This is a genomic window from Pedobacter nutrimenti (assembly GCF_032678445.1).
GTDB classification, from domain to species: Bacteria; Bacteroidota; Bacteroidia; order Sphingobacteriales; family Sphingobacteriaceae; genus Pedobacter; species Pedobacter nutrimenti_A.
In genome coordinates this window covers 368,564-392,414 of record NZ_JAVTSQ010000008.1, presented here as the reverse complement: position 1 = coordinate 392,414, position 23,851 = coordinate 368,564, and the positions used below count along the sequence as shown (strand labels likewise).

The window sequence follows — 23,851 nt, the reverse complement described above, 5'->3', positions numbered from 1 at the left end:
TTTTTGGTTAATCACCTATATAAACTCTCAACAAAATCAACAAGACACCTCCTAAACACCTACATCAGTTTGACCCAAATTCTGACAATACCTTGAAATCAGGGTTTTCAATCTCCCACTTTTTATCGATCTTTTCGCAATGGCATTAAAAACAGGTTCAAAAATTTTCAGAAACCCAGTCATTTTTGAGTTGTTCAAATAAAGAAACAACGCCAGGTCGGACAGCCTTTTAGGTACGCCGGTGGTGCTTGTCAGGCCATCTTTTGTCAGACCCATTAAGATTAGAGAAGCTTGTTCAAATTGGATATTTCCTGGATTAAGTATAGTTCTCACTCTACATTTTTCACTAAACCTGTTGTTAAAAAAGTGTGTTTCGTTTTGCCGGATTGTAATTTCATCGCCTTCATTGAGTTGATAGATTTTTCCATTTCTTCCCACTTCCAACTTCCCCTCCAACAATTCGAATTTCTCCGAAAATAAAGTATGGTAGTGCCATGGCGTTTTTGCACCTGGGAACAGATCACATTCAGATATTGTTGCGCCTCCGGTTACAGCGGATTGCAACATCTTGAATGATACCTGTGGAGTGGAAACAATATTTTTTCTTTTTTGCATTAGGAGCACTGGCCCGGTAGTGATACAGATTATTACAGCAATAAGATGAGCAATAGCGTGTTGCCAGTCGCTCCCCTGTTTTCCAAGCACAATTATCATATCTCCCAATGGGACAATGGTAGCTGCCAGGAGTGTGATGGCCAATGCCTTTTTTTCTTTTGTAATAACTAAGAGTATCAGCAGCAAACCAGAAAAGAAATCCCGAAGCCCTTTAATGTAATGAAAGGAAAAATCACCATTTGTATTGGTAAAAATGCCGTAATCAAATTCGGCCTTTATCGGTGATACCAAAAATCTTGTTCCAATAAATAGTAAACCTATCCCTGTTAATAATGAAATCAGATAGCAAATTCTTGTTGTCATAATTTTTTCTTTTATTTGACAACAAAGGTATTTTACAGTTTTTTGCGTTTCATGCACCTGAGTTAATAAATCAACCCCTCCCCCGGATATTCCTCTTTCGTATACGACTAAGAGACTGGGGCTTTACACCGACGAAAGACGCAATATAATATTGAGGAATTCTCTGTAGCATATCAGGATAATCTTTTACGAATTTTTCATACCTAAGCTCTGGGGAGTCGGTATAAAAAGAATTAAGTCCCTGAAGCGTTTGAACGAAAACTTGCTCTATGACCATTCGTCCATAACGTTCGCCATTCTTTAGAGTAGTATAAAAAGTTTGGAGATCAGTATAGGAAATCACCAACAACTGGCTATCTTCCAAAGCTTGAATAAGCTGCCTGGAAGGTTTTTGTGGGATAAAGCTTTCATTATTGCATACAAAATCTAATTCTTTAGCAAAGCCATAGGTTTTTTCTTCCCCATCGTTATTAATATAATATCGCATTACGCCACTTATAATAAATCCAACTTGCCGGCAAACTTCATCTTCTTTCAGAAAGTATTCGCCTTTATTATATTTTTTTTTCCGGAATAGTCTGGCGATTAGTTCTCTTTCATCCTGACTAATAAACACTACTTTTTCAATCGTTTGTAGTAAAACATCTATCATACGGTATTTCTAGGTATGATATAAAAATAAATATAATAGTTGTAATTCAAGATTTTGGATACAACATTGCGACTTTTGGCTACATCCGTCTTGTTCATGATTCTGACCTTTGAGTCAACAAAAAAACATTATTATGAATATCGTACTTACAGGCTCGCTTGGAAACATCGGCCAGCCACTCACAGAAACATTGGTAAACAATGGCCATGCGGTTACTGTTATCAGCAGCAATGCTGAACGCCAGAAAAACATTGAACTCCTTGGTGCGAAAGCTGCCATTGGCAAATTACAGGATGTAGATTTCTTAACGGAAACCTTCAAAGGTGCGGATATCGTTTACCTTATGGAAACAATGGAAGCAGCTGGTGATATGTTTGATAAATCAGTTGACTTTATTGGTGATATTACTAAAATAGGCGAAAATTACAAAGAAGCTGTAGAACGCTCGGGCGTAAAGAAGGTTATACACCTCAGTAGCATCGGCGCTCATACAAATAAAGGGACTGGCATCATCCGTTTCCACCACCATGTTGAAACCACTCTTAGACAACTACCAGTTGATGTATTTATCAAGTTCATACGTCCAGTCAGCTTCTACATCAACCTATTTTCTTTTATTCATGTTATCAAATCCAAAGGGGCAATCATTTCCAATTATGGCGGTGACGTCAAAGAGCCCTGGGTTTCGCCAAAAGATATTGCTGCTGTCATTGCTGAAGAAGTCGACAAACAATTTGGAGGTAAAACAATACGCTATGTCGCAAGCGATGAAGTTTCGCCCAATGAAATTGCTGAAGTTCTAGGGAAGGTTATTGGTAAACCGGACTTGAAATGGACAGTGATTCCTAGTGAACAGCTTCTGGACAACTGGTTAAGCATTGGTTTTAATGAGCAGGTAGCTAGGGGTTTTGTAGAGCTGCAGGAAAGCCAGGGTAATGGAACACTTTACGAAGATTATAATCAGCACAAACCGTCATTAGGCAAAATGAAACTGAAAGACTTCGCCAAAGACTTTGCTACAGCTTATGGTAATGCAGCAGGCCGATAAAGTTAAAACAATTCCCCATCTGGCATTGTTCATCAGGATCATTACTATTGCCAATGCATGAAACCCATATTTCCAGTAAAAAGCCAGTCGTTTTAAAACTCCTGCTAATTTTCGGACTCGCAATTTTATTGTGTGCTGAAGGTTATTTTGGTTACCATTTACATCAGCTTTCTGAGCAGCAGGAAGAAATAAAAAAAGATTATTCCAACGTTAATAACATTAGCTCAGGATTGTTCTCTGTGGACCAATGGCGCGACAAGGTCTCCGGGATTGTAAGTCACCAGATCCGTGATTTCACCCTTAGTCCAAAACAAAAGAAAGATCTTCAGAAAGAAGTTGAACAGATCATCATTGCACTTATTGATAAGGCCGAGGCACTAATTAATAAACCAAAAAAAACGATAGATGGAAAGATCAAGAAGTTTATAGTCAAAAATTTTGTAAATACTGATGACTTCCGAGAAAAGGCTCCTTCCCTAGCAAAAGACATCATTGCCAAAGTTTATAATCCTAAAAATAAAAAACAGTTGAGCAATATGGCAATGTCTAAGTTTGATGCACTGGAACGTGCCGAATACCTTGATAGCACTGTAGCTGCGACAAAGGCTGAAACTGATAAAATTTACAAGAAATATCAGGCAACTTCCAATGAGGAATTAAACAACAAACTGACTTCCTCACTTTCACAGATCAGAACATTAACCTACAATTATTCGTTTGCCATGTTGGGTTGCATCGCCATCGTTTTATCGTTATGGTGGATATTAAGAAAGCGGGTTGACCTCCACGCTACCCTTTTTATCATGTCGTTAATGTTTGCGTTCATTCTTCTTTTTATAGGTTTAACGGCCTCTATGATAGAAGTGGATGCACGGATCAAAACGCTGGATTTTATGGTTTTGGGCGAGCATGTGATTTTTGAGAATCAGGTATTGTTTTTTCAAAGCAAGAGTATTCTGGACGTGGTGAAAGTATTAATCGGACAGCCAGGAATGGATGCGGTGTTGGTAGGGATTTTGATATTGGTTTTCAGCATACTCTTCCCTGTCATGAAGCTTAGCGCCACCGGTATCCACCTGCTGAGTAAAAGAAAAATTGCCAGGAACAGAATCATCAGATATTTTGCCTTTCAATCCGGTAAGTGGAGCATGGCTGATGTCATCGTTATTGCAATATTGATGGTCTATATCGGTTTAAACGGATTATTAGATAGCCAATTGAGGAGCTTGAATATAAAAAGTGATGACTTAAATGTCATAACGACCAACAATACTGCACTTCAGCCTGGATATATCATATTCATCAGCTTTGTACTTTACGGGCTTATTCTGTCAACTATACTAAAATTCATTTCTCCACATGAAGGCCACTAGAAAAACAATCATGCCCAACATCTTGCTCACTTTAGGTCTGAGCCTGCTGCTTTGTGGGGAAGCCTGGTTTGGTTATCGTATATCTACACTTTCTAGCCAGCAACAGGAAATAAAAACAGACTATAGTGTTTCTAACAATATCACCTTTGGAATATTGTCTGTAGACCAGTGGCGGGAGAAAATGGCAGCTGTAGTAGATGAAAAAGTCAATCAGTTTAACATGACGGCCTGGCAGAAAAAAGAGTTGCAGAAAAAGGTAGCAAAGCAATTGAACACCCTTGTTGATAAAGCGGTGGCTGAGGTTAATAAGCCGCAGAAAAGCATTGGCGGGAAACTAAAAAAGCTTGCTTTCAACGCAGTCGTTGATCCTGAAGAAATCAAGGCAGAAGTGCCCAATTTTGCGGCTACTATAGTTGACAAGATTAATAGACCGGCAAGTAAGAAAAGACTCAAGGGTATTGTCAACACCAAAATTGATCAACTAAAGAAGGAAACTTTCGATAATACCGAGCCAGCCAGTGTTACCGTAAAAAGACATATCTACAAAAAATACCATGTTGCCAGTACGGCAGCTTTTGAGAAGACGATCAATGTACAACTCAGCAACATTCGAAAACTAATGTATATATACACATTTGGAATGATTGGATGTGTTCTGCTGGCCCTATGTCTATGGTTGCTGCTTAAAAAACAGGTACGCCTTCATACTGTGCTATACATCCTTTCTCTTTTATTTGCATTTGTCCTCTTATTAGTAGGTATCACCTCTACAATCATAGAAGTTGATGCGCGAATTCAGTCACTAAATTTTACGCTGCTCGGCGAAAAATTAGCCTTCAAAAACCAGGTGTTATTTTTTCAAAGTAAAAGTATAACTGGTATAATTAAGTCGTTAGTTGGACAGCCAAAACCCGACGCGGTTCTGGTGGGCATACTGATCCTGCTCTTTGTGATTGTCCTTCCGGTACTCCGTATGATGGGCAAAGGTATTCTTATATGGGGCAGAGAGAAATATGCTGAAAATAAACTGGTCAGGTTTCTAGCCTTGGATCTTGGCAAATGGGATATGGCGGATGTCATGGTTGTAGGTATTGCAATGACCTATATTGGCCTAAACGGGATTTTACAAAGTCAGCTCTCAGATTTAAATATCAAGGAGGAATTGCTTTCTACGGTAACACAAAATAATTCCTCCTTGCAACCCGGCTATTATATTTTTATAGCCTATGTCGCCTATGTATCAGTGCTGTCTCTGATTCTAAAACGCATAAAGCCGATAGAAGTTTAGCTGTCTTTTTCAGAAATAATAGTAGATTAAGGGCATTGAAATCATCTCTATGCTCAAATTCCTTCTTTATCTTTTAATGTCTGTATTGTTGTTTTCCTGCAATTACCCAGGTAAAGGCAGTTTGGGAGGCTGGGCTTCTATTACTTTTCCTGTACCGAAAGATAAGTTAAAGTTAGCCATAGACAGCCTTCGAAATACAAACCCTGAAAATGAAATTCCAGAGAAGTGGCGATATGACTCAGAATATTGGGAAAGAGATGCCGGAGGCGTAAAAGAACCGGAGGTATTATACATTAAAAAACAACCTGAAGAGATGTACTTCTTCTCTTATATACCAATGGAAGACAACCAGAGTAAAATGTCGACTACAATTGCGCTTAGGTCTGTTTTTAGAAATGGAACCTGGTATAGAAAAGCTGTGTTGGATACCACTGAACAAAGAAGAATTTCAAGGCGATTTTACGAGGAGATTATTGCAAAGCTGGAATTGATTACAAATACGAAGTCCAGATCGGAAAATGAAGAATATGAACAACCTGAGATTGATCATGGAGATTCTGACAACAAATCGGATTTTGTTTTAGTAATTGATTCAAATAAAAAAAATCGCACAAAAAAAGAACTAAGTATTAAAGAAAAAGCTGATAGTGTTGCATTCAAACTCATTCATGGGAAGTTTGAGACCTCCTCTGTTCTTGAATTAGAAAAAGTATGCGCCAGTTCTGGAGATTTAACAATGCAGTTCTTTACTACAACTGTAGAAGAACTCTTTTACAGCCATATGGCCAGCTTTACAAACTACTACATGACAAATCCAGGCTCTTGCTTAAAAGAAAAGTTAAAACAAAGCATGGAAGAATATATGGCTGCCTATGAACCGAAAGAAAGAAAGAGAAAACAGGTTGAAAAAGAGAAAAGAATACTAAAAAAGGCAGAACGGGAGAACTTTACACCAAATCAAATCAGCTTCCTTTACGCTTTATTTAAAAGTATTAATCTTCAATAATCACTATCACTACCGATATTTTGGTCAAAAACGAATACGTCTGTAGCGATAATGATACAATGCTCGTTTATAAAAAAAACGCAGATCATGAATTCTAAATCAGCTCTCCTCTACATCATTAGTGCACTTATCTTTTGCATTGCCGGGGTATTACTTTATCTCTTTTTTATAACCGCAAGTACAGAGATATTATCCTATTTAGCTTTGGCAGTTGGTCTGGTTCTATTCGCTGTTTATTTACTATACAAAGGTAGGTTTCCAAAGAAAAAGGAAAAACACATCCGCTATTTTTAACTGTAAACGAGTAATCTTTTAACGCCTATAGCAACCGACACTACTCCTGGTTGCCATTTACAACTATAAGTAGTGTAAATACAACTATAAGTTTCTGTATTTCTTTGATTTCGGCAATCCATCCGAATACCTTTGTCTTGTCAAAAAACAAATAAAGAAAATACCTATGTTAAACACTAAAATGATTGGTAATAGAATTGCCGAAGCGCGAAAGAAAACAAATCTATCTCAGGCACAGCTTGCTGAGCGTCTATTCATCAGCCCCCAGGCAGTCGGTAAATGGGAACGCGGGGAATCAATGCCAGATATTACTACTTTTAACCGTCTTGCTGAAATTCTGGGTGTTGACCTTAACTATTTTTCAGAGCACATTCAAACACAAGCTACTGAGCTGGCCTCACCAGATCCTTTGATTAAACAATCCGATGAGCTGTTGTTCAAAAAAGCGGAAAAAAGACCCAGCTGGGATATGTCACTTGGAAACTGGGTGGATGCAGACTTTTCCGGATTGAAAAATCTGCACGAAAAATTCAGTTCTTCCAACATGCAACGCTGCAAGTTTATTGGTTCAAATCTGTCGGGTCTTCTTCTAAAAACCAATAACGTTGACAGTTGTGACTTTTCGAATTCGGATATCAGTAGCAGCCAAATTCAGACTTCTAACTTAGCTAATAATATATTCAGGAACTGTTTACTAAAAGAAACTGGATTTTCAAAAAGCCATATTAAAGATTGCGATTTTTCCGGTTCCAATTTTACAGGAGCAGACTTCAAAAAAAGTAATTATGTTGAAAGTTGTGACTTTTCAAGCTCTGACATCACCAACAGCCACATTCAAGGGTCTAGCTTTGCCAACAATATATTCAAGAACTGTTCACTAGAAGAAACTGAATTTTCAGAAAGCCATATAAATGGTTGCGATTTCTCGGATGCTGATTTTACCGGTGTGAGGTTTAAATCAGGAGCTTTTGTAAATAATACAATGGCAAATGCAGTATGGAACCGCACCTCTTTTATAGGAATGCAAATTGACGATGTCGTTTTTAACGGAATTTTAGAGGATTCATATTTTGAAAACTGCACCTTTAAAAGGGTAACATTTCAGAATTCAACCTTGACCAATACTTTCTTTAAGAACAATTCACTTTTTAAAAGCAGGGGTTTGAAAGGGCTTCAGTTTATAGACTGTCAAGCAGACCGGATTACTTATGAGTTTTTGAAAAGCGGAAAAGCAGATGTAACCGGCATCAAATTATTAGCATCATAAAAGGAGGAATAAACCATGTCTCAAAATGAAATTGCCATTTCGGTGCAAGGGTTGAAAAAATCCTATAAAAACGTCCCTGTATTAACCGGGGTAGATTTTGAAGTAAAAACGGGCAGCATTTTTGCCCTGCTCGGCCCTAACGGTACGGGCAAGACAACGATCGTCAAAATCCTGACCACACTGTTGAAACAAGACAGTGGAAATGCAACCGTAAATGGATTCGATGTTTCGTCAGAACCAGATAGTGTACGGCAGTCAATTAGCCTGACCGGACAATTTGTTGCCGTAGATGAAATACTAACCGGGCGGGAAAACCTGGTGATGATCGCTAAGCTCCGGCACCTCAAAAATACAAGTCAGATGGCCGACGAATTATTGAAACGTTTCGGCCTGACCGATGCGGCCAACCGCAGGGTCTCTACCTATTCAGGCGGTATGCGCCGCAGGCTCGACATCGCCATGAGCCTTGTAGGAAATCCACAACTTATCTTTCTCGACGAACCAACCACCGGGCTTGATCCCGAAGTGCGTATCGAGTTCTGGCAGATTCTCAAAGAGCTTGCTAACGGCGGCACAACGGTATTTCTGACCACACAGTATTTAGATGAGGCGGAACAGCTTGCTGATAGAATTGCTATTCTACATGAGGGCAGAATTATCGCAAACGGCACACTCGCAGAGTTAAAAAAACTGTTCCCACCAGCAAAAGTTGAATATATTGAAAAACAGCCAACACTAGAAGAGATATTCCTTGCAATTGTTGGCAAAAAGGAGGAAAACTAAATGGAAACAACAAAGAATTATTTTTTCATGGATATGAGTGTTATGCTTGGACGCTCGATGCGCCATATTTTTCGGAGCATGGACACCATTGTAACGGTCACCATTATGCCGATTGCGCTTATGTTATTATTTGTCTATGTATTAGGTGGTGCAATTCAAATCGGCACGGACCACTACGTAAACTACCTGTTACCAGGCATATTGCTCATTGCAATTGCAAACAGTGTAGGTTACACTTGTTACCGCCTTTTTAACGATGTACAACGAGGAATATTTGAACGTTTCCACTCTATGCCGATTGCACGTTCAGCGGCATTGTGGGGTCATGTGCTTACCTCACTGATATCAAATGCAATTTCTGTTACCGTAGTTATTCTTGTAGCACTTCTTATGGGCTTCCGCTCATCCGCAGGCATACTGTCGTGGTTTGCCGTGGCCGGTATACTCCTATTGTTTACGTTGGCACTTACCTGGATTGCAGCCATAGCCGGATTGTCGGCAAAATCAGTAGATGGTGCAATTGCAATTGCCTATCCGATTCATTTCCTTCCATTAATCAGCTCGGCCTTTGTACCAACTAAATCTATGCCCTCAGGTGTTCGCGCCTTTGCCGAAAATCAACCAGTGACCTCAATTGTTGAAGCCATACGCTCTCTACTTTCAAACCAACCAGTAGGTAACGAAATATGGGTCGCTTTGGCCTGGTGCATTGGAATTACACTTGTAGCTTATATTTTTGCTATGAGAGTCTATAAAAAAAGAACATAACAAATTGTTTATATCCATGGATATTTGCTAACTAAATGATTGCCTAAACGCTAACGGCGAGAGATTTGTCTTGGATTTAAACAGTTTACTAAATGATTGAGGATGTTCAAACCCTAGTTCATAAGCTATCTCACTTGCAGACAAGGATGTGGTTGCTAGTTTTTCCTTGGCCTTCTCTATCAGTTTTTCATGAATGTGCTGTTGTGTATTTAGCCCGGTTGTTACCTTCAATAAGGTACTTAAATAATCAGGGGAAAAGTTCAACTGCATAGCTACATGCTGAACCGTTGGCAACCCTTTCCAATTGGCATTATCATTGAAATGTTCATGAAGTAATACTTCCAGCCGATCAAGCACCTGGTGATTGGCAATTTTTCGGGTAATAAACTGGCGATTATAAAATCTGTCTGCATAACCCAGCAAAACTTCAATTTGGGAAACAATAATCTGCTGACTGAATTTATCAATGTTTTCATGATATTCCTGTTGAATGTTTTGTAGGATACCGGTAATGATATCCTCTTCCTTTTCAGAGAGAAACAAAGCCTCATTAACTGAATAACCGAAGTATTCATACTTCTTTATTACTTTTGCCAGCGGCATATCCCATAAAAAATCAGGATGAATCAATAACATCCATCCTGATTTATCTGATGCATCCTGGTTCACTTCAATCCTAAAAACCTGACCAGGTGAAATAAAAAACATGGTTCCTTCATCAAAATCATATTCCTGCTGACCATATTTGAATTTTCCAATCATGTTCTTCTTCAATGCAATCAAATAAAAATCAAATACCCAACTCTTCTTATTGTTGTCGGGTGAATGTTTAATCGTTGAATAGTCCACCAGACTAACCAGCGGATGTTCAGGTCTTGGAAGACCTCTAAGCTGATGATATTCCTTAATGGATTTTATACGTTGAATTTGAGGATTAACCATATTCTAAAATAATCAATATTGACAAATATGCTGTTTTCGTAAAAAACAGTTGTATGCTGATCCGGAAATATTGTAGTCAAAACCCGATCAGTGATCAAATTTTAGATCTTCAATTTACCTGGTGATATGGCAAACTTCTTTCTGAATGCGGTGCTGAAATGCTGAACAGAAGAATAACCGAGTTCGAATGCAACAAATTTTATAGATTTGCCTTCCAGCAGCAATTCCCTCGCATAGTTTAGTTTGTAGTCGGTTAAATACCCAAATATACTATTGTCAAACAGCCCCTTAAAGCCCTGCCTAAGTTTAAATTCATTAATACCACAAACTTTTGCAAGCTGGGCAACCGAAGGCGGTTGTTGGATATTTTGAATCAAAAAATCCCTGGCATTATAAATACATTCTTTATCATATGCAGACTGTAAAGGTAAACTTTGCTTCTTCGTTAGCGCTGCTTCAAAGGCCTCTACCTGAAGAACAAGCAACTCTATACATTTAGACTCCAGAAACATCAGCTTTAATCCATCTGTATATTTACAATTAAGAATACTGCGTATACAGTCGTGCATGGCCAGCGAGATCGGAAGATTTTGCTCTGCAATTTGTGCATAATGCCCCCTATCCAAATGATCGGCTAAAATCTGGAGTGATCTGCACGAATGCTCGGACAGCTGCAGAAACTTTTCTTTAGCAAAATGAACTTCAAAAAAACGGTAATTGCACCCAGTATCATATTCACCTGTACCGTCGAGTTCCGGCATATAGATAATATTTTGCCGATTGGAATTAAAAAGATATTTCTTGTTATTTACATAATTATATATCGTTCCATTTCCCGACAAAGTGAAACGTAATTTTACCATATCCGGCACATCATAAGTTGGGCGAAAATACAACAAGTGCTGTTTAAATAAAATGTCACCATATACAATATAAATATCGGGAGTTGTGATCTGTACCAATTCGGCATCACTAAAAGAGAAACTACATTTCTCTCTTCTCTCCGTTACCAACTGCTCCTTCATTGGAAACTGCTCAAACCGCCCCCCTACCTCTTTCCAGGTTCCGTAATCCTTACCAATATTGATCCCCATTGCGGCAATTATGATAAAAAAAAATGAAACGACATTACATCGATTAAAAAAATCTGTTTTATATAAAAGAAAATCCGTTTTGTGTAAAAACTATGACAGGCAATCCCCTCATTTTTGCCCGAATTCCTAAATAATTTCCGAGGAGCAAGATCCAATACCAAAAAAAATGAATGAGCAAAAAGATTTTGAAGAAGCAGCCAAACAAGAACATTCGCAAGACAATAATACTTTAATTCTCCAGATTTTAGATACGCTTGAGCAAACAGCAAATCTTCAACTATTAGAAATCGGCTTTGGTGAGGGCAAGCACCTTCCTGTTCTTTTTGAGAGAGCTGAAAGAATTCACTATTATGGCACCGATACCTCAGAAGACATGGTAAAAAAGGTAATATTGGCCAATACATTGAAAATAAAACAAGGCAATGCACGATTTGTCAAAGCCAAAGGAGATGGGATACTAGATTTTAAAAATGATTTCTTTGACCATTGTTTTACAGAAAACACCCTTTACTTCTGGAAAAATCCGATACCATATTTTATGGAAATTAAGCGTGTTTTAAAATCAGGTGGCAAATTCACCCTCAGTTTTACGGAAAAGAACTTTGCAGAAAATCTTCCATGGACTCAGCTCGATTTTACCTTTTATGATGTTAAAGAAGTGCAAAAAATATTTCAGAGAACTGGTTTTACAAATATTACAGCAAAAAAAATAACTGATGAAATCATCAATGAAAATGGAGAATGGGTAAAAAGTTCTTATGTGATGATGTCTGGTCAGAAATAAAAATAGTCCTAAACTAAATCAGGGAAGCATTAAGCATGCTTCCCTGGTCCAAATATTGTTTTTTGAAGGTTACTGGAAAGAAGCAAAGGCGTTGCCAAAGTCTTCCAGAAGATCTTCAATATCCTCAATACCCACAGAAAGGCGGATCATGGAATCCGGTATACCCATTTCATCTCTTCTTTCTTTACCTAATTCAAAGAATATAGTATGTGCCACTGGAATGGCCAGCGTACGTGTATCCCCCAGATTGCTGGACTTAATCACCAGTTTCAACTCGTTCAGGAAAGACAGACAATCAATGCCATCTGCAAGCGTGAAACTCATTAATCCACCATAGCGATGAAACAAAGCTGAAGCACGCTCATGCTCCGGATGGCTTTTCAACCCAGGATAATATACCTGGCTCACCATAGGGTGATTGTTTAGAAATTCTGCCAATACAGCAGCATTATTACAGGCTCTTTCCAATCTTAATGCAAGTGTTTCTGAGCCTACGGAGATGCTATGAGCCGCCTCAGGAGAAAGTGTTCCTCCCCCGTCCCGCAAACCTCTTTTTCTGATTTGTGTAATCCCCTGCATTTCAGGACGGATTTGTTCGCGTATAATTGGTGCAATGTTTGGAAAACCAAGCCAGTCAAATAAGCCTGTATCTGTAACACTACCACCCAATGCATTCCCATGGCCGCCGATGTATTTGGTCAATGAATTGATGACCAAACTTGCTTTTACTTCTGCCGGGCGAAACAAATAAGGAGATGTCATCGTATTATCTACCATATAAATGAGCTTCTTTTCTGCACAAAAGTCACCAATAGCAGCCAGATCGGAAACTTGTGTTGCCGGATTTGCAATCGTTTCTACAAATACCATTTTGGTATTTTCCGTATAAGCGTTCTTTACCTGCTCAACATCTGTTGTATCTACAAAAGAAATCTGAAGACCTAAATCGATATAAGTTTGCATCACACTCCTTGTATTACCAAAAAGATATGAACTTGCTATAATATGGTCTGAAGCTTTCATTAAAGCTAGTATGGTAGAAGAAATAGCAGCCATTCCCGTTGAAAAAGAAACTGTAGCAATCCCCTGTTCCATTTGCGATACCTTATGCTCAAGAGCAGTGGTGGTTGGATTGCCTTGACGCGAATAGGCATAGCCCTTGGTCTTATTTTGAAAAACATTAACCAGACCTTGTACGTCATCGTATCCCCAGGTTACTGCATTATGAACGGGTTGGTGTATCGCTCCGAATTCCGGTTTTAAAAGACGGTCTGAATGAAGAGTAGTGGTCGTAAATCCTTTTTTCTTGCTCATTTCTATTTATTAAAAAGGCGAACTTCTAAATTTTATTTTAAAAAAAAGACTAATTGGGTGTATAAAATACATTTTTATTAAAATAGGAAAACAGTGCTTGTCAATTGCGCCATTATGTTCTCTGAAACTGATGGAGTTATAACAAAATATTAACTCAGTGTAATTGAATTTTCTACATTGATCTGCTTCAGGAAATACTCATCATGGGATACCACCAGAAGCGTTCCCTGGTATTCATTGATTGCCTCTGTCAGAATCTCCATGTTTTGTATATCCAGGTTGTTGGTTGGTTCGTCTAATATAATCATATCAGGTGCCCTATGGTTTAGTACCAGTATGCAAAGCATCAGACGCATCTTCTCGCCTCCGCTCAATGTACCACATTTTTTATCCCAATCGTCTCTGGAAAACAGGAACCGGTTTAAACGAATTTTCACTTCATGCTCTTGAAGTCTATCGGAATTATACCATTGTGCCTGCTCATAAACACTGAGGCCTGCGTCAATAAGAGAATACTCCTGATCGATGTAAACTGTTCTCGTTACTACCGTACTCATCACCCCGGTATGAGGCTGGAGATCACCAAGAATCAATTTTATAAGGCTCGTTTTCCCCGATCCATTGGCCCCTTTTAGCGCGATCCTGTCGCCACTCACCACCTGAAAGTTCAATACCTGTTTCCAGAGCGGGCTTTCATGATAAGTAAAATTAACAGATTTTGCATCCACCAGTACTTTCCCCTTATGAAGAGCAGAATGGTCTAAATCTATTTTCATTCGGCCAGTATCAGGTAAAGCTTCCCGCAGCTGAACAATCTCTCTCGAAATCAAACCAGTTTTTTCCGCGTGGATTTCTTTCATCTGTGAAGTACTTTTCTCCGCCTTATTTTTAAATGTATTTAACAAAATTTTAGGCATACCGGCCTTTTCCTGTTTCTTTTTCCCCCGTGCATCCAGTTTTTGCTGCCGTTCCAAAGAAGCACGTTCTGTTTCTTTGGCTTTTCTAAGGGCTTTTTCTTTGCTGTGCAGATCATGAGCCAGCGCTTCATTCTCTATCTTTTTCTGGGCTGTGTAGAAATCGTAATTTCCGCCATAAATCCGTACACCGGAATGGCTCAATTCATACATCTTGTTTAAAAGGTTTAACAAGATCCTGTCGTGGCTAACTACAATTAGAGTCTGCTTCGCCAGCATAATATAGTCGTACAGCATAGTTCTGCTGACCAGGTCCAAGTGATTACTTGGCTCGTCCAAAAGGACAATTTCAGGTTTACATATATCGATTCCAGCAAGAAATATCTTCGCTTTTTGACCACCACTGAGCGCCGCCATTTTTTGGCTGAGCTCCAGATTTTCAAGATTCCAGTGGGCAAGTGCCTGTTTACAGCGGTCTTCTATACCCCAATCGTCGTCCAACAAAGCCATGTGCTCTTCTGTTGCCCGACCATCAAGAATTTCTTTAAACGCGTACAATTTATCCTGTACCTGCAATGCCTGAGCAATGCTTAAATTGTTAAACTGACCGAAAAGCTGTGGTACATGATAAATACCTCCTTCTGCCTTTACTAAACCAGATGCCGGCTGAAGGTTTCTGGCAAGAATGTTTAAAAGAGTAGATTTTCCCGTGCCATTGCTACCAATTAAAGCAACCTTATCCTGTTTATTAACAATAAAATTTAAACCTGAAAATAATACATCCCCATCAGGATGGGTATAGGTTATATTATGAAGATTAAGCATTTTCCTTCTTTTAAGTGTAAATAATTGTTGTCCGCCTTGAAGCAGCGGGACGATTTATTTTATCTGAAAGAAGGGAATCCTACATTGCTTTTTTCTGTGATTTTTCACAAAGGTAAAAATAATATCTAAAAAGACTGAATCTGGAAAGCATGGCCCAGCTGGAAACACAACATAGACGTTACCATCAAAACAATTCTATTTATTTCTAACTTTATTGGGATAAAATTAAGCCTTAGAAAATGAACGAACAGATATTTGGAAAAGTTGACCAGTACATCAGCAATTTACTTGCCCCAGAAGACCAGGCCCTAAAAGACACAATCAAATCCCTTGATGAAGAAGGATTTCCGCAAATTAGCGTAACGGCAAACCTTGGGAAATTTTTACAGGTAATGGCTGTTCTCTCCAACGCGAAGAAAATATTAGAATTGGGTACATTGGCTGGTTATAGCACCATTTGGTTGGCCAGGGCTTTGCCTGCTCATGGAAAATTAATCACATTGGAAGTTGAACAACGTCATTCAGATCTGGCGAAGAAAAACATTGAAAAAGCCGGGTTATCCGACAAAGTAGATTTCCGTGTTGGAAAGGCAATGGAGATTTTACCGCAATTGATCGAAAACGGAGAAGGTCCATTTGATCTTATTTTTATAGATGCGGATAAACCACCCTATGCAGAATATTTTGAATACGCTTTAAGTCTCTCCAGACCTGGAACTGTCATTATCTGCGACAATGTGATCCGTGAAGGAAAGATATTAGATGAAAACACCAGTGATGAAAAAGTGAAAGGCGTTCAGCGCTTCAATAAATTACTCCAGTCCAACAAGAAGGTAACAGCCACCATTATACAAACTGTTGGTGTAAAGGAACATGATGGAATGGCCATTGCGGTTGTTAACAGGACAGATCCAAGCTAATTAACCCCTCTTAAAATGATTGCTATCATAAAAACAAAGATATATATATTTCTTACACTTGCATGTTCTTTTTCTTTAACTCTTTCAGGCTTTAGGAGCTATGCACAAGAGCTACCTGACTTTCATCCAGGAAAGGGCTATACCCATATCGCAGAAACCCACGGAGATCTGGACAAGGACGGCACAGAGGAAGTGGTTTATGCTTACAATACCACACATAAAACCAAAGATTCGGGTTATCAAAGAGTATTATACATTTGCAAAAACATACAGGGGAAACTCAAACTATGGAAGGTGAATTCCTCTGTCCTTTGGAATAGTGAAGACTGTGGTTTCTTTGCAAATGAAGGCGTTCCCTTAGAAATGGAGATCAGAAACAATACCTTAAGGATTAAACAGACTTTTAATCACAATGCTAAGCATTTCAGTATATGGAAGAATATTTTTCGGTATCAGAACGAAGACTGGTTCCTGATTGGTTCCACTTATAATGATTCGATGAACTGCGGCCCGGATCACGAGTGTGACATCAATTTCTCTACAAAAACAGTAAAAGTATCTACCACTTATGACCATTGCGACGATGACGAAAAGCCTGATCCAGAACCGAGTTCTGCAAACTTCAGCTATCCTTTTAAAGAAATCCCCAGAATGGATGGCTTTACGCCCGGTCGCAAGGAAATAAAGGTAACAAGTACCAGATATATTTATTATTAGGAAATTAGTTCTTGCAGGAAGTTATACTAACAGAGGTCAATTTATTATCTCCATCGTATTGATACGTTCTGATGTTACAGTTCTTTTCTCTTATAGAAACACTCCTGTAAGTTTGCTCTGAAAACCCGTTTAATCCAACAATGGTCTGTTTGTTCCCATCCCAACTCATCTTGGCACTGAACTTCAGCATTTTTGGCTCAAGTGTATAAAACTTAAAACTGGAATATGCATCATCCTGATTGTTATCATATTGATAAAAAGACTCACAATCTGCCTGACTTTCCCGAATCAACCGCCCAAATTGGTCATAGATATAGTAAATATCCCAAACGACAGTACCATCTGATTTTTTGGAAAGCCTGCGTATGCACTGCATTTGGCCATTTAGATAAAAAGTTTCAAAACTTATGGCTTCTGCATTTTCAATATTAACAGTATGGAACCTGTCTTTCTCATAAAAAAACTGGGTTAAGCTGATGGAGTTTCCAAGATCATTCTGTATTTTTTCAATCAGACCGTTCTTGTTTCGAATGTATTTATGACTCGAAGCAACTTCCCCGTTTTTAAAATTCTTCGTTTCCAGGAGTTGGTGCTGGTTATCATATACGTTTTGAGTGCTTTCGGGTAGCTTTTCCTTTAATAAGCTGTCTCTAAACATTGTGATTTGTCTTTCTCGGCAGGAACACTGAAATTCTTCTTCTCTTTTATAATCCTTCTTATATTGAATAATATTGACATTTGTTATCAGTCGTTTCGCATAATTCTGATCTGGCACAAATGTCGATTTCATGATCTGTGCCATTTCCTCCCTTACAGTTACATTATTCTCCGTATCTGAAGCTTTGCCAACTTTAGCATCTGTGTTACCGATGTTCAAATAATCTGTTACTATTTTTAGGTACAAATCAGGATCACTAATGATAATGGGTTCTTCTTTTCCATTAGAGAGAATCATTCCATAAGCTTTTTTTATATGGGGTTTATAGAAAAAGAACCACCCGCTGGTATTGTGATATTCGACAAGTTTACCCGTATTTATATTAAATATGGTAAAATCTGAAAATGCACTCCCAAAATATGCATTTATTTTCATGGCATTCTGGTTGTGTTTTTTAAATCCGGGACTGCCATCATCTTCTCCAAAGAAAACCAAGCTAGGCTCGGGTCTCTTAAAAGACAAATCTGCTTTTTCATCAGCAGGTTTCTCCAAAAGGAATACATGCTGTGAAAAAGCAGATTTATAACATAACATGAACAAAAAGATGTACAAAAATCTTTTCATATGAAATTCTTATACCTTATTTAGGTAAACCATTCTCTGGCTTTAACTCTTCCAGAATGGGTGTTTCAGTAGATTTTAAAACAGTATGCATCACGTCATTTTTCTGTTCGAAGATCACGACTTCATTTTTTCCCTGTTTGAGCCAGCATCCTGGTAGATATAAGGTTTGTTGTGGTCCAACACTCCAGTATCTGCCCAGATTAATACCGTTCACAAATACAATTCCTTTGCCCCACTCCCGCATATCAAGAAAAGTATCTCCTGTTTTATTGAGGTCAAAAGTTCCCTGGTAAATGGCAGGTTTACCAGCGGAAGCACTATTTTTAAACTTAGCCAGGTCTGGTGCCACATCCATAGGTAATTTATACATATCCCAGTTACCTGTAATATTTTGTCCGTTGATCACAACTGGAGAAATAATACCTTTTGTACTGTTAATAATCTTTGCACCATAATTAATCCTACCCATATTCTCCACCAGGATATCTAATGTTGCATTAAATGGAATCTCTATATCACAATCATATTTTTTATAATAACTGTTCAGTTCTGCTACTTTAACACCATTTACATAAACCAATGCATAATCTCTGAGTCCGGCCAATTCCAGCTTACCGCTAATGGGCTGATTAAACTTTCTGCTGTACAAAACATAACCGTGTCCCTGATTTAGCTCTTCAAAAGTTAAAGGTGTATCGTTATTCACCGGGCTGATCTTATTTTTAAAATCCTCCAGGTCTGTAGCTTTGCTTAAGCGGATCTCGGGGATGGAAATAACAGGGATCTGAGCAGGAACCGCAGGTGTTTCTGGTTTCTTCAGCAAAGCCCTCAATGCATTGTATTTATCTGTTGCCCAACCCGCCTCACTAATTGGAGCATCATAGTCATAACTGGTCAGATCGGGTTGGATATCGTGCTTATTATCATAATTTGCACCTGAGGTAAAGCCAAAATTAGTACCTCCATGAACCATATAATAGTTAAACGACACCTCTCCATCCAGGTATTTTTGGGTTTGTTTTACCACACTTTCAGTTTTTACCTTTGGAAAAGGCTCTGCCCAATGGTCTAGCCATCCCGGATAAAATTCTGCTACCATATAAGGCCCCTTACCGTCATGGTATTTATTCACAACCTCTTTCAATTTCGCTACATCATCTTCCCCGTTAGCCATTGGAAGAGCACCTGACAAAGCACCGCCTTCAAACAACCAGCTACCGTCTGATGTAAAGAAAGGCACATTAAATCCAACATCTTTTAACTGCTGAAATACGGCTGCACTGTATTTTTTATGATCCTCCAAAGAGATATCCTTGCGCTGTGATACATAGGATCCAAATTCATTTTCACCCTGCACCATAACAATCGGACCGCCATTGGTGACCAAAAGATTCTTTAGCTGTCCATAAAGCGCCGTAAAATAAGCTTTTGTTGCCGCAAGGTATTGCGGATTATTTCCCCTGATCACCATCCCTGGTGTCTTCTCTAAAAACCAGGGATAACCTCCAAATTCCCATTCTGCACACACATATGGTCCAGGGCGAAGAATGACAAAAAGCCCTTCTTCCTGTGCAATTTTAATATATTCAGCAACATCCCGGTTCCCGGTTTTAAAATCCCATATACCTGGTGCAGTTTCATGGTAGTTCCAAAACACATAGGTTGCTACTGCGTTTAAGCCCATAGCTTTCATCATTTTTAGACGATGGCGCCAATAAGGCTTTGGAATACGGGCATAATGCATTTCACCGCTGTGAATCTGAACAGGCTTGCCATCTAAAATGAAGTGGCCATCTGCAATTTTAAAGGAATGCTTGGTTTGTGCATGAGCACCGGAAGCAAAAAATAAAAATAAAAGTAAAGTAAAAAAACTATGTTTCATTGAATTTAGGATATCAGGGGTTTATGTTTGATCTATTAAGCATGCAAGTTAATTGTTTTTTTTATAATTGTCACGATAACAATTCATTTACTTTGACCCAGTATTTTTTACCTTTAAGCCATCAATCTAATCTATCAATGAAGGAGGAAGCAAAACGCTTAACCCAGCCAGACTGGAAAAAATGGGGACCGTATGTATCCAATCGACAATGGGGAACTGTAAGGGAAGACTATAGCGAAGATGGAGAAGCCTGGCAAGCTACAACTTTCGACATGGCCAGAAGCAAAGCCTGGCGCTGGGGAGAAGAAGGCATTGGAGGGATTTCGGACAATAAACAGTTTTTATGCTTTGCCCCTGCCTTCTGGAACGGAAAGGATAAAATCCTTAAAGAGATATTCTTTGGATTAACCAACACCCAGGGCAATCATGGAGAAGACGTAAAGGAACTTTTTTACTATTTGGATTCCTCTCCTACGCATTCATACATGAAGATGCTGTACAAATATCCGCAACAGGCTTTTCCTTATGAAGAGTTGCTGGAAGAGAATGCCCGCAGAACCAAATTTGACGTTGAGTATGAATTAATAGATACCGGTGTTTTCGATAACAATGATTATTTCGATATTTTTATCGAGTACGCTAAATCTTCGGAAGAGGATATATTGATTAGGATTACTGCACATAACAGAGGCCAGCTTTCCGCCCCTCTGTCCATCCTTCCTACCCTTTGGTTCAGAAACCGCTGGTCATGGGGTTACCACGACAAACAGGCCTCTATTTCTAAAGTAAATGATTCTGCATTACAGATTCAGGAGGAAACTCTGGGCCGGTATACACTCTACACAGAAAGTACAGCTGAATGGTTGTTTACAGAAAACGAGAACAATACGGTAAGATTGTATGATTTCGATGATGGAAAAAAATACTATAAAGACGCCATCAATGAATATATTGTTAATGGACAAATAGATTGCGTCAATCCGCAGAACAAAGGTACAAAGGCGGCAGCTTGCTATAAGTTTGAAATTGAAGCAGGTGGATCTGCAACAATACAACTGCGGTTTTGCAAAGATTCAAATGCAAAGCCCTTTCAAGATTTCCAGGAGATTTTCGAACAGCGCATTCAAGAAACTGACCAATTTTACCAATCTCTTCAAAGCAAGGTTCCTTCAGCTGATGAAAAACTGATTCAACGACAGGCTTTTGCCGGGCTGCTCTGGAACAAACAGTTCTACGATTATAACGTCAATAAGTGGCTCAAAGGAGATCCGGCAGAACCTGCACCCCCTTCCGGACACAGTACTTCGCGTAATCTGAACTGGAAACATGTGAACAATGCCGATGTGATTTCCATGCCAGACAAATGGGAATTTCCATGGTATGCCTCCTGGGACCTGGCTTTTCACTGTGTAAGCATTGCGCTGGTTGATACAGATTTTGCCAAGCAACAATTGTTGATGCTGACCAAGGAATGGTATATGCATCCTAACGGGCAGCTACCAGCCTATGAATGGAATTTTGATGACACTAACCCTCCTGTACATGCCTGGGCTACCTGGGAGGTATATAAAATAGACCAGCAAAAAAATGAGGGCAAAGCCGATATTCCCTTTCTGGAAGCTGTTTTCCAAAAGCTCCTGATCAATTTTACCTGGTGGGTTAACCGCAAGGATCATAATGGAAGCAATATCTTTTCCGGAGGATTTCTTGGGCTGGACAACATCGGCATTTTTGACCGCAGTATGAAACTACCTTCGGGAATGCAGATTGAACAGGCAGATGGTACCAGCTGGATGGCCATGTATGCTCTGAATATGATGCATATCTCGCTTGAGCTGGCGCTGTATAACCGGGTATATGAAGATATGGCGACCAAGTTCTTTGAGCATTTTCTTTACATCGCTGGAGCCATTATGAACATCATGGGACCGGATGATACGGGTTTATGGGATCAGGAAGATGAATTTTTCTATGATGAATTATCTCTGGACAGCCAAAGATCTGTAAAATTGAAACTGAGGAGTATGGTTGGCCTGATCCCATTGTTTGCTGTAGAAGTGATCAAAGACGATACCTTAAAAAAGCTACCTGGTTTTGCTGCCAGGATGCAGTGGTTCCTCGAACATCGGCCTGAACTGGCTTCCCTGGTTTCCCGGTGGACAGAAAAAGGTACCGACGACAAACACTTGTTAAGCTTACTCAGAGGGCACAGAATGAAGCGAATCCTGTACCGGATGCTGAATGAAACTGAATTTCTAAGTGAATTTGGGATTCGCAGTTTGTCTAAAAGTTACGAAGAAAATCCTTATGTCTTTCAGGCCGGCAAGGAACAATTCATTGTAAAATATGTTCCGGGCGAAAGTGACAGCGGCATGTTTGGCGGCAACAGCAATTGGCGAGGTCCAATATGGATGCCAGTCAATTACCTCATCATCCAGAGCTTACTCCGCTTTCATGATTATTACAGTGACGATTTTAAAATAGAATACCCAACGGGCTCGGGCAATTCACTTTCCCTGCAGGAGATCGCCATGAAACTTGGCGAAAGATTAATCCATATTTTTAAATCGGATGATCAAGGCAGGCGTGCTTGCTTTGGAGATAATGAAAAATTCCAGACTGACCCTTATTTTAAAGATTATCTATTGTTTAATGAATATTTTCACGGAGACTGCGGCAAAGGATTGGGGGCTTCCCATCAAACCGGCTGGACCGCATTAGTGGCCAATTTGATCCGGAACCACCAAGTCACAGAAAGGTAATACATTAAATACTAATTACTTCTAAAAGATTTTTTTTGTACCATTGCAGAATAGCTTAAATTAAACAAACTTAAAACACGACCATCTGAAGACACGCTTACTTAAAAAATAACATTTAGATTCATAGCAGAAAATGTGAGGATACCTATGAGAAAATACTTTTTAGAACAAGCCGGATTCATCTTAATTTTATTCGCGTTTATTTTGATCAGCTGGACACCAGCAACCACCAAAAAGCACTATACTGCAAACAGTGAACCAAACGACACTTTATATAGTACTTATATTCAGGATCTTTACCAGACCGCACAACTGGCACAAAGCGGCTTACCACTGAGTGTCTTTGAAAAAGCCGTCACAGGTTTCTATAATCTTAAAAACGCAGGTAAGCTATCTGGTGAAAAATCTATTTTAAGCATCGCTGATTTTGACCAGAGCTCTACAAAAAAGAGACTATGGATTGTAGACCTGAACAAAAAGACACTTCTGTTAAACACCTGGGTAGCACATGGTGAGCGTAGCGGAGCTGACCAGGCCATACATTTTTCTAACCGCAGCGAATCTCTGGAAAGTAGCATTGGGTTTTATGTCACAGGAGAAATGTATCATGGCAAACATGGTATTTCTTTAAAACTTGATGGCATGGATGAAGGTTTTAATTCTAATGCACGCAAAAGAGACATTGTTGTCCACGGTGCAGACTATGTTAGTCAGGAAACAATTGATGCCCTTGGAAGACTTGGACGAAGCCAGGGATGCCCTGCCGTTCCTGCAGATCTTGCTCCTGCTATCATTCATGCTATAGAAGGTAAAACCGTACTCTTTGTCAATGTAAACGATCAGCGGTATACGTCTAAATACCTTGACGAACATGCAGCGGCTGTACTGGCCAGCAATTCCGTACAAAAAACGAATGTTTTAGACACGGTTTAGCTATATTTGTTTTCATCTATCTGCG

General features: G+C 39.2%; 20 protein-coding genes. 12 read left to right on the top strand and 8 right to left on the bottom strand.

Annotated elements, in window-relative coordinates; genetic code table 11:
- Positions 1–51 precede the first annotated feature (51 nt).
- Entirely contained in the window at positions 52–978 is a 927-nt protein-coding gene (locus R2S08_RS16750; protein ID WP_316836227.1) for a DUF4267 domain-containing protein, read from the bottom strand.
- A 70-nt stretch (positions 979–1,048) separates the two neighbouring features.
- The gene (locus R2S08_RS16745) at positions 1,049–1,630 is read right to left on the bottom strand and encodes a Crp/Fnr family transcriptional regulator (protein WP_316836226.1); all 582 of its coding nucleotides are present in this window, start codon (positions 1,628–1,630) and stop codon (positions 1,049–1,051) included.
- Between the two features lie 133 nt (positions 1,631–1,763).
- Between R2S08_RS16745 and R2S08_RS16740 the strand changes: the two genes are divergently transcribed.
- The 7 genes from R2S08_RS16740 to R2S08_RS16710 all read left to right on the top strand — a co-directional run bounded on the left by R2S08_RS16740 (position 1,764) and on the right by R2S08_RS16710 (position 9,457).
- The gene (locus R2S08_RS16740; RefSeq protein WP_316836225.1) at positions 1,764–2,678 is read left to right on the top strand and encodes an NAD(P)H-binding protein; all 915 of its coding nucleotides are present in this window, start codon (positions 1,764–1,766) and stop codon (positions 2,676–2,678) included.
- 53 nt (positions 2,679–2,731) lie between these two features.
- Positions 2,732–4,051, top strand: coding sequence for a paraquat-inducible protein A (locus R2S08_RS16735; protein ID WP_316836224.1), 1,320 nt, complete (start codon positions 2,732–2,734; stop codon positions 4,049–4,051).
- Positions 4,052–4,061: 10 nt separating this feature from the next.
- The gene (locus tag R2S08_RS16730) at positions 4,062–5,339 is read left to right on the top strand and encodes a paraquat-inducible protein A (protein ID WP_316836223.1); all 1,278 of its coding nucleotides are present in this window, start codon (positions 4,062–4,064) and stop codon (positions 5,337–5,339) included.
- A gap of 121 nt (positions 5,340–5,460) precedes the next feature.
- Entirely contained in the window at positions 5,461–6,345 is an 885-nt protein-coding gene (locus R2S08_RS16725) for a hypothetical protein (RefSeq protein ID WP_316836222.1), read from the top strand.
- A gap of 460 nt (positions 6,346–6,805) precedes the next feature.
- Positions 6,806–7,906, top strand: coding sequence for a pentapeptide repeat-containing protein (locus tag R2S08_RS16720; protein WP_316836221.1), 1,101 nt, complete (start codon positions 6,806–6,808; stop codon positions 7,904–7,906).
- A gap of 15 nt (positions 7,907–7,921) precedes the next feature.
- Positions 7,922–8,689, top strand: a complete 768-nt coding sequence (locus tag R2S08_RS16715; RefSeq protein ID WP_316836220.1) for an ABC transporter ATP-binding protein — start codon at positions 7,922–7,924, stop codon at positions 8,687–8,689.
- The gene (locus R2S08_RS16710) at positions 8,690–9,457 is read left to right on the top strand and encodes an ABC transporter permease (RefSeq protein ID WP_316836219.1); all 768 of its coding nucleotides are present in this window, start codon (positions 8,690–8,692) and stop codon (positions 9,455–9,457) included.
- 27 nt (positions 9,458–9,484) lie between these two features.
- Here the strand turns inward: R2S08_RS16710 and R2S08_RS16705 are convergent, their stop codons facing one another.
- Both R2S08_RS16705 and R2S08_RS16700 read right to left on the bottom strand, forming a co-directional pair.
- Positions 9,485–10,399, bottom strand: a complete 915-nt coding sequence (locus R2S08_RS16705; RefSeq protein ID WP_316836218.1) for an AraC family transcriptional regulator — start codon at positions 10,397–10,399, stop codon at positions 9,485–9,487.
- A 101-nt stretch (positions 10,400–10,500) separates the two neighbouring features.
- Positions 10,501–11,493: an AraC family transcriptional regulator gene (locus R2S08_RS16700; protein ID WP_316836217.1), complete on the bottom strand. Its 993-nt coding sequence runs from the start codon at positions 11,491–11,493 to the stop codon at positions 10,501–10,503.
- 166 nt (positions 11,494–11,659) lie between these two features.
- Between R2S08_RS16700 and R2S08_RS16695 the strand changes: the two genes are divergently transcribed.
- Positions 11,660–12,277 (top strand): class I SAM-dependent methyltransferase, encoded by a 618-nt coding sequence (locus R2S08_RS16695; RefSeq protein ID WP_316836216.1) that lies wholly within the window; start codon positions 11,660–11,662, stop codon positions 12,275–12,277.
- Between the two features lie 69 nt (positions 12,278–12,346).
- On the opposite strand, the gene R2S08_RS16690 is transcribed toward R2S08_RS16695, so the two are convergent.
- Positions 12,347–13,591 (bottom strand): cystathionine gamma-synthase family protein, encoded by a 1,245-nt coding sequence (locus R2S08_RS16690; RefSeq protein WP_316836215.1) that lies wholly within the window; start codon positions 13,589–13,591, stop codon positions 12,347–12,349.
- Between the two features lie 149 nt (positions 13,592–13,740).
- Entirely contained in the window at positions 13,741–15,330 is a 1,590-nt protein-coding gene (locus tag R2S08_RS16685; protein WP_316836214.1) for an ABC-F family ATP-binding cassette domain-containing protein, read from the bottom strand.
- Between the two features lie 239 nt (positions 15,331–15,569).
- Between R2S08_RS16685 and R2S08_RS16680 the strand changes: the two genes are divergently transcribed.
- A complete protein-coding gene (locus R2S08_RS16680) occupies positions 15,570–16,250 on the top strand; it encodes an O-methyltransferase (protein ID WP_316836213.1) in 681 nt (226 codons plus the stop codon).
- 15 nt (positions 16,251–16,265) lie between these two features.
- On the top strand, positions 16,266–16,967 hold the full coding sequence (locus R2S08_RS16675; protein ID WP_316836212.1) for a hypothetical protein: 702 nt from the start codon (positions 16,266–16,268) through the stop codon (positions 16,965–16,967).
- 4 nt (positions 16,968–16,971) lie between these two features.
- Here the strand turns inward: R2S08_RS16675 and R2S08_RS16670 are convergent, their stop codons facing one another.
- Together R2S08_RS16670 and R2S08_RS16665 are read right to left on the bottom strand one after the other, a co-directional pair.
- The gene (locus R2S08_RS16670) at positions 16,972–18,249 is read right to left on the bottom strand and encodes a hypothetical protein (protein WP_316836211.1); all 1,278 of its coding nucleotides are present in this window, start codon (positions 18,247–18,249) and stop codon (positions 16,972–16,974) included.
- A gap of 16 nt (positions 18,250–18,265) precedes the next feature.
- A complete protein-coding gene (locus R2S08_RS16665) occupies positions 18,266–20,131 on the bottom strand; it encodes a beta-galactosidase (protein WP_133778065.1) in 1,866 nt (621 codons plus the stop codon).
- Positions 20,132–20,268: 137 nt separating this feature from the next.
- On the opposite strand from R2S08_RS16665, the gene R2S08_RS16660 reads away from it, so the two are divergent.
- Positions 20,269–22,893, top strand: a complete 2,625-nt coding sequence (locus R2S08_RS16660) for an MGH1-like glycoside hydrolase domain-containing protein (protein ID WP_316836210.1) — start codon at positions 20,269–20,271, stop codon at positions 22,891–22,893.
- Between the two features lie 147 nt (positions 22,894–23,040).
- Positions 23,041–23,826: a murein L,D-transpeptidase catalytic domain family protein gene (locus R2S08_RS16655; RefSeq protein WP_316836209.1), complete on the top strand. Its 786-nt coding sequence runs from the start codon at positions 23,041–23,043 to the stop codon at positions 23,824–23,826.
- The last annotated feature ends 25 nt before the right edge of the window (positions 23,827–23,851 follow it).

Bases quoted from the DNA above. Each gene is read 5' to 3' on its own strand.
- R2S08_RS16660 (WP_316836210.1), top strand. From the start codon at position 20,269: ATGAAGGAGGAAGCAAAACGCTTAACCCAGCCAGACTGGAAAAAATGG.
- R2S08_RS16715 (WP_316836220.1), top strand. From the start codon at position 7,922: ATGTCTCAAAATGAAATTGCCATTTCGGTGCAAGGGTTGAAAAAATCC.
- R2S08_RS16750 (WP_316836227.1), bottom strand. From the start codon at position 978: ATGACAACAAGAATTTGCTATCTGATTTCATTATTAACAGGGATAGGT.
- R2S08_RS16685 (WP_316836214.1), bottom strand. From the start codon at position 15,330: ATGCTTAATCTTCATAATATAACCTATACCCATCCTGATGGGGATGTA.
- R2S08_RS16665 (WP_133778065.1), bottom strand. From the start codon at position 20,131: ATGAAACATAGTTTTTTTACTTTACTTTTATTTTTATTTTTTGCTTCC.
- R2S08_RS16690 (WP_316836215.1), bottom strand. From the start codon at position 13,591: ATGAGCAAGAAAAAAGGATTTACGACCACTACTCTTCATTCAGACCGT.
- R2S08_RS16670 (WP_316836211.1), bottom strand. From the start codon at position 18,249: ATGAAAAGATTTTTGTACATCTTTTTGTTCATGTTATGTTATAAATCT.
- R2S08_RS16745 (WP_316836226.1), bottom strand. From the start codon at position 1,630: ATGATAGATGTTTTACTACAAACGATTGAAAAAGTAGTGTTTATTAGT.
- R2S08_RS16705 (WP_316836218.1), bottom strand. From the start codon at position 10,399: ATGGTTAATCCTCAAATTCAACGTATAAAATCCATTAAGGAATATCAT.
- R2S08_RS16655 (WP_316836209.1), top strand. From the start codon at position 23,041: ATGAGAAAATACTTTTTAGAACAAGCCGGATTCATCTTAATTTTATTC.
- R2S08_RS16675 (WP_316836212.1), top strand. From the start codon at position 16,266: ATGATTGCTATCATAAAAACAAAGATATATATATTTCTTACACTTGCA.
- R2S08_RS16695 (WP_316836216.1), top strand. From the start codon at position 11,660: ATGAATGAGCAAAAAGATTTTGAAGAAGCAGCCAAACAAGAACATTCG.
- R2S08_RS16680 (WP_316836213.1), top strand. From the start codon at position 15,570: ATGAACGAACAGATATTTGGAAAAGTTGACCAGTACATCAGCAATTTA.
- R2S08_RS16720 (WP_316836221.1), top strand. From the start codon at position 6,806: ATGTTAAACACTAAAATGATTGGTAATAGAATTGCCGAAGCGCGAAAG.
- R2S08_RS16740 (WP_316836225.1), top strand. From the start codon at position 1,764: ATGAATATCGTACTTACAGGCTCGCTTGGAAACATCGGCCAGCCACTC.
- R2S08_RS16710 (WP_316836219.1), top strand. From the start codon at position 8,690: ATGGAAACAACAAAGAATTATTTTTTCATGGATATGAGTGTTATGCTT.
- R2S08_RS16730 (WP_316836223.1), top strand. From the start codon at position 4,062: ATGCCCAACATCTTGCTCACTTTAGGTCTGAGCCTGCTGCTTTGTGGG.
- R2S08_RS16700 (WP_316836217.1), bottom strand. From the start codon at position 11,493: ATGGGGATCAATATTGGTAAGGATTACGGAACCTGGAAAGAGGTAGGG.
- R2S08_RS16735 (WP_316836224.1), top strand. From the start codon at position 2,732: ATGCATGAAACCCATATTTCCAGTAAAAAGCCAGTCGTTTTAAAACTC.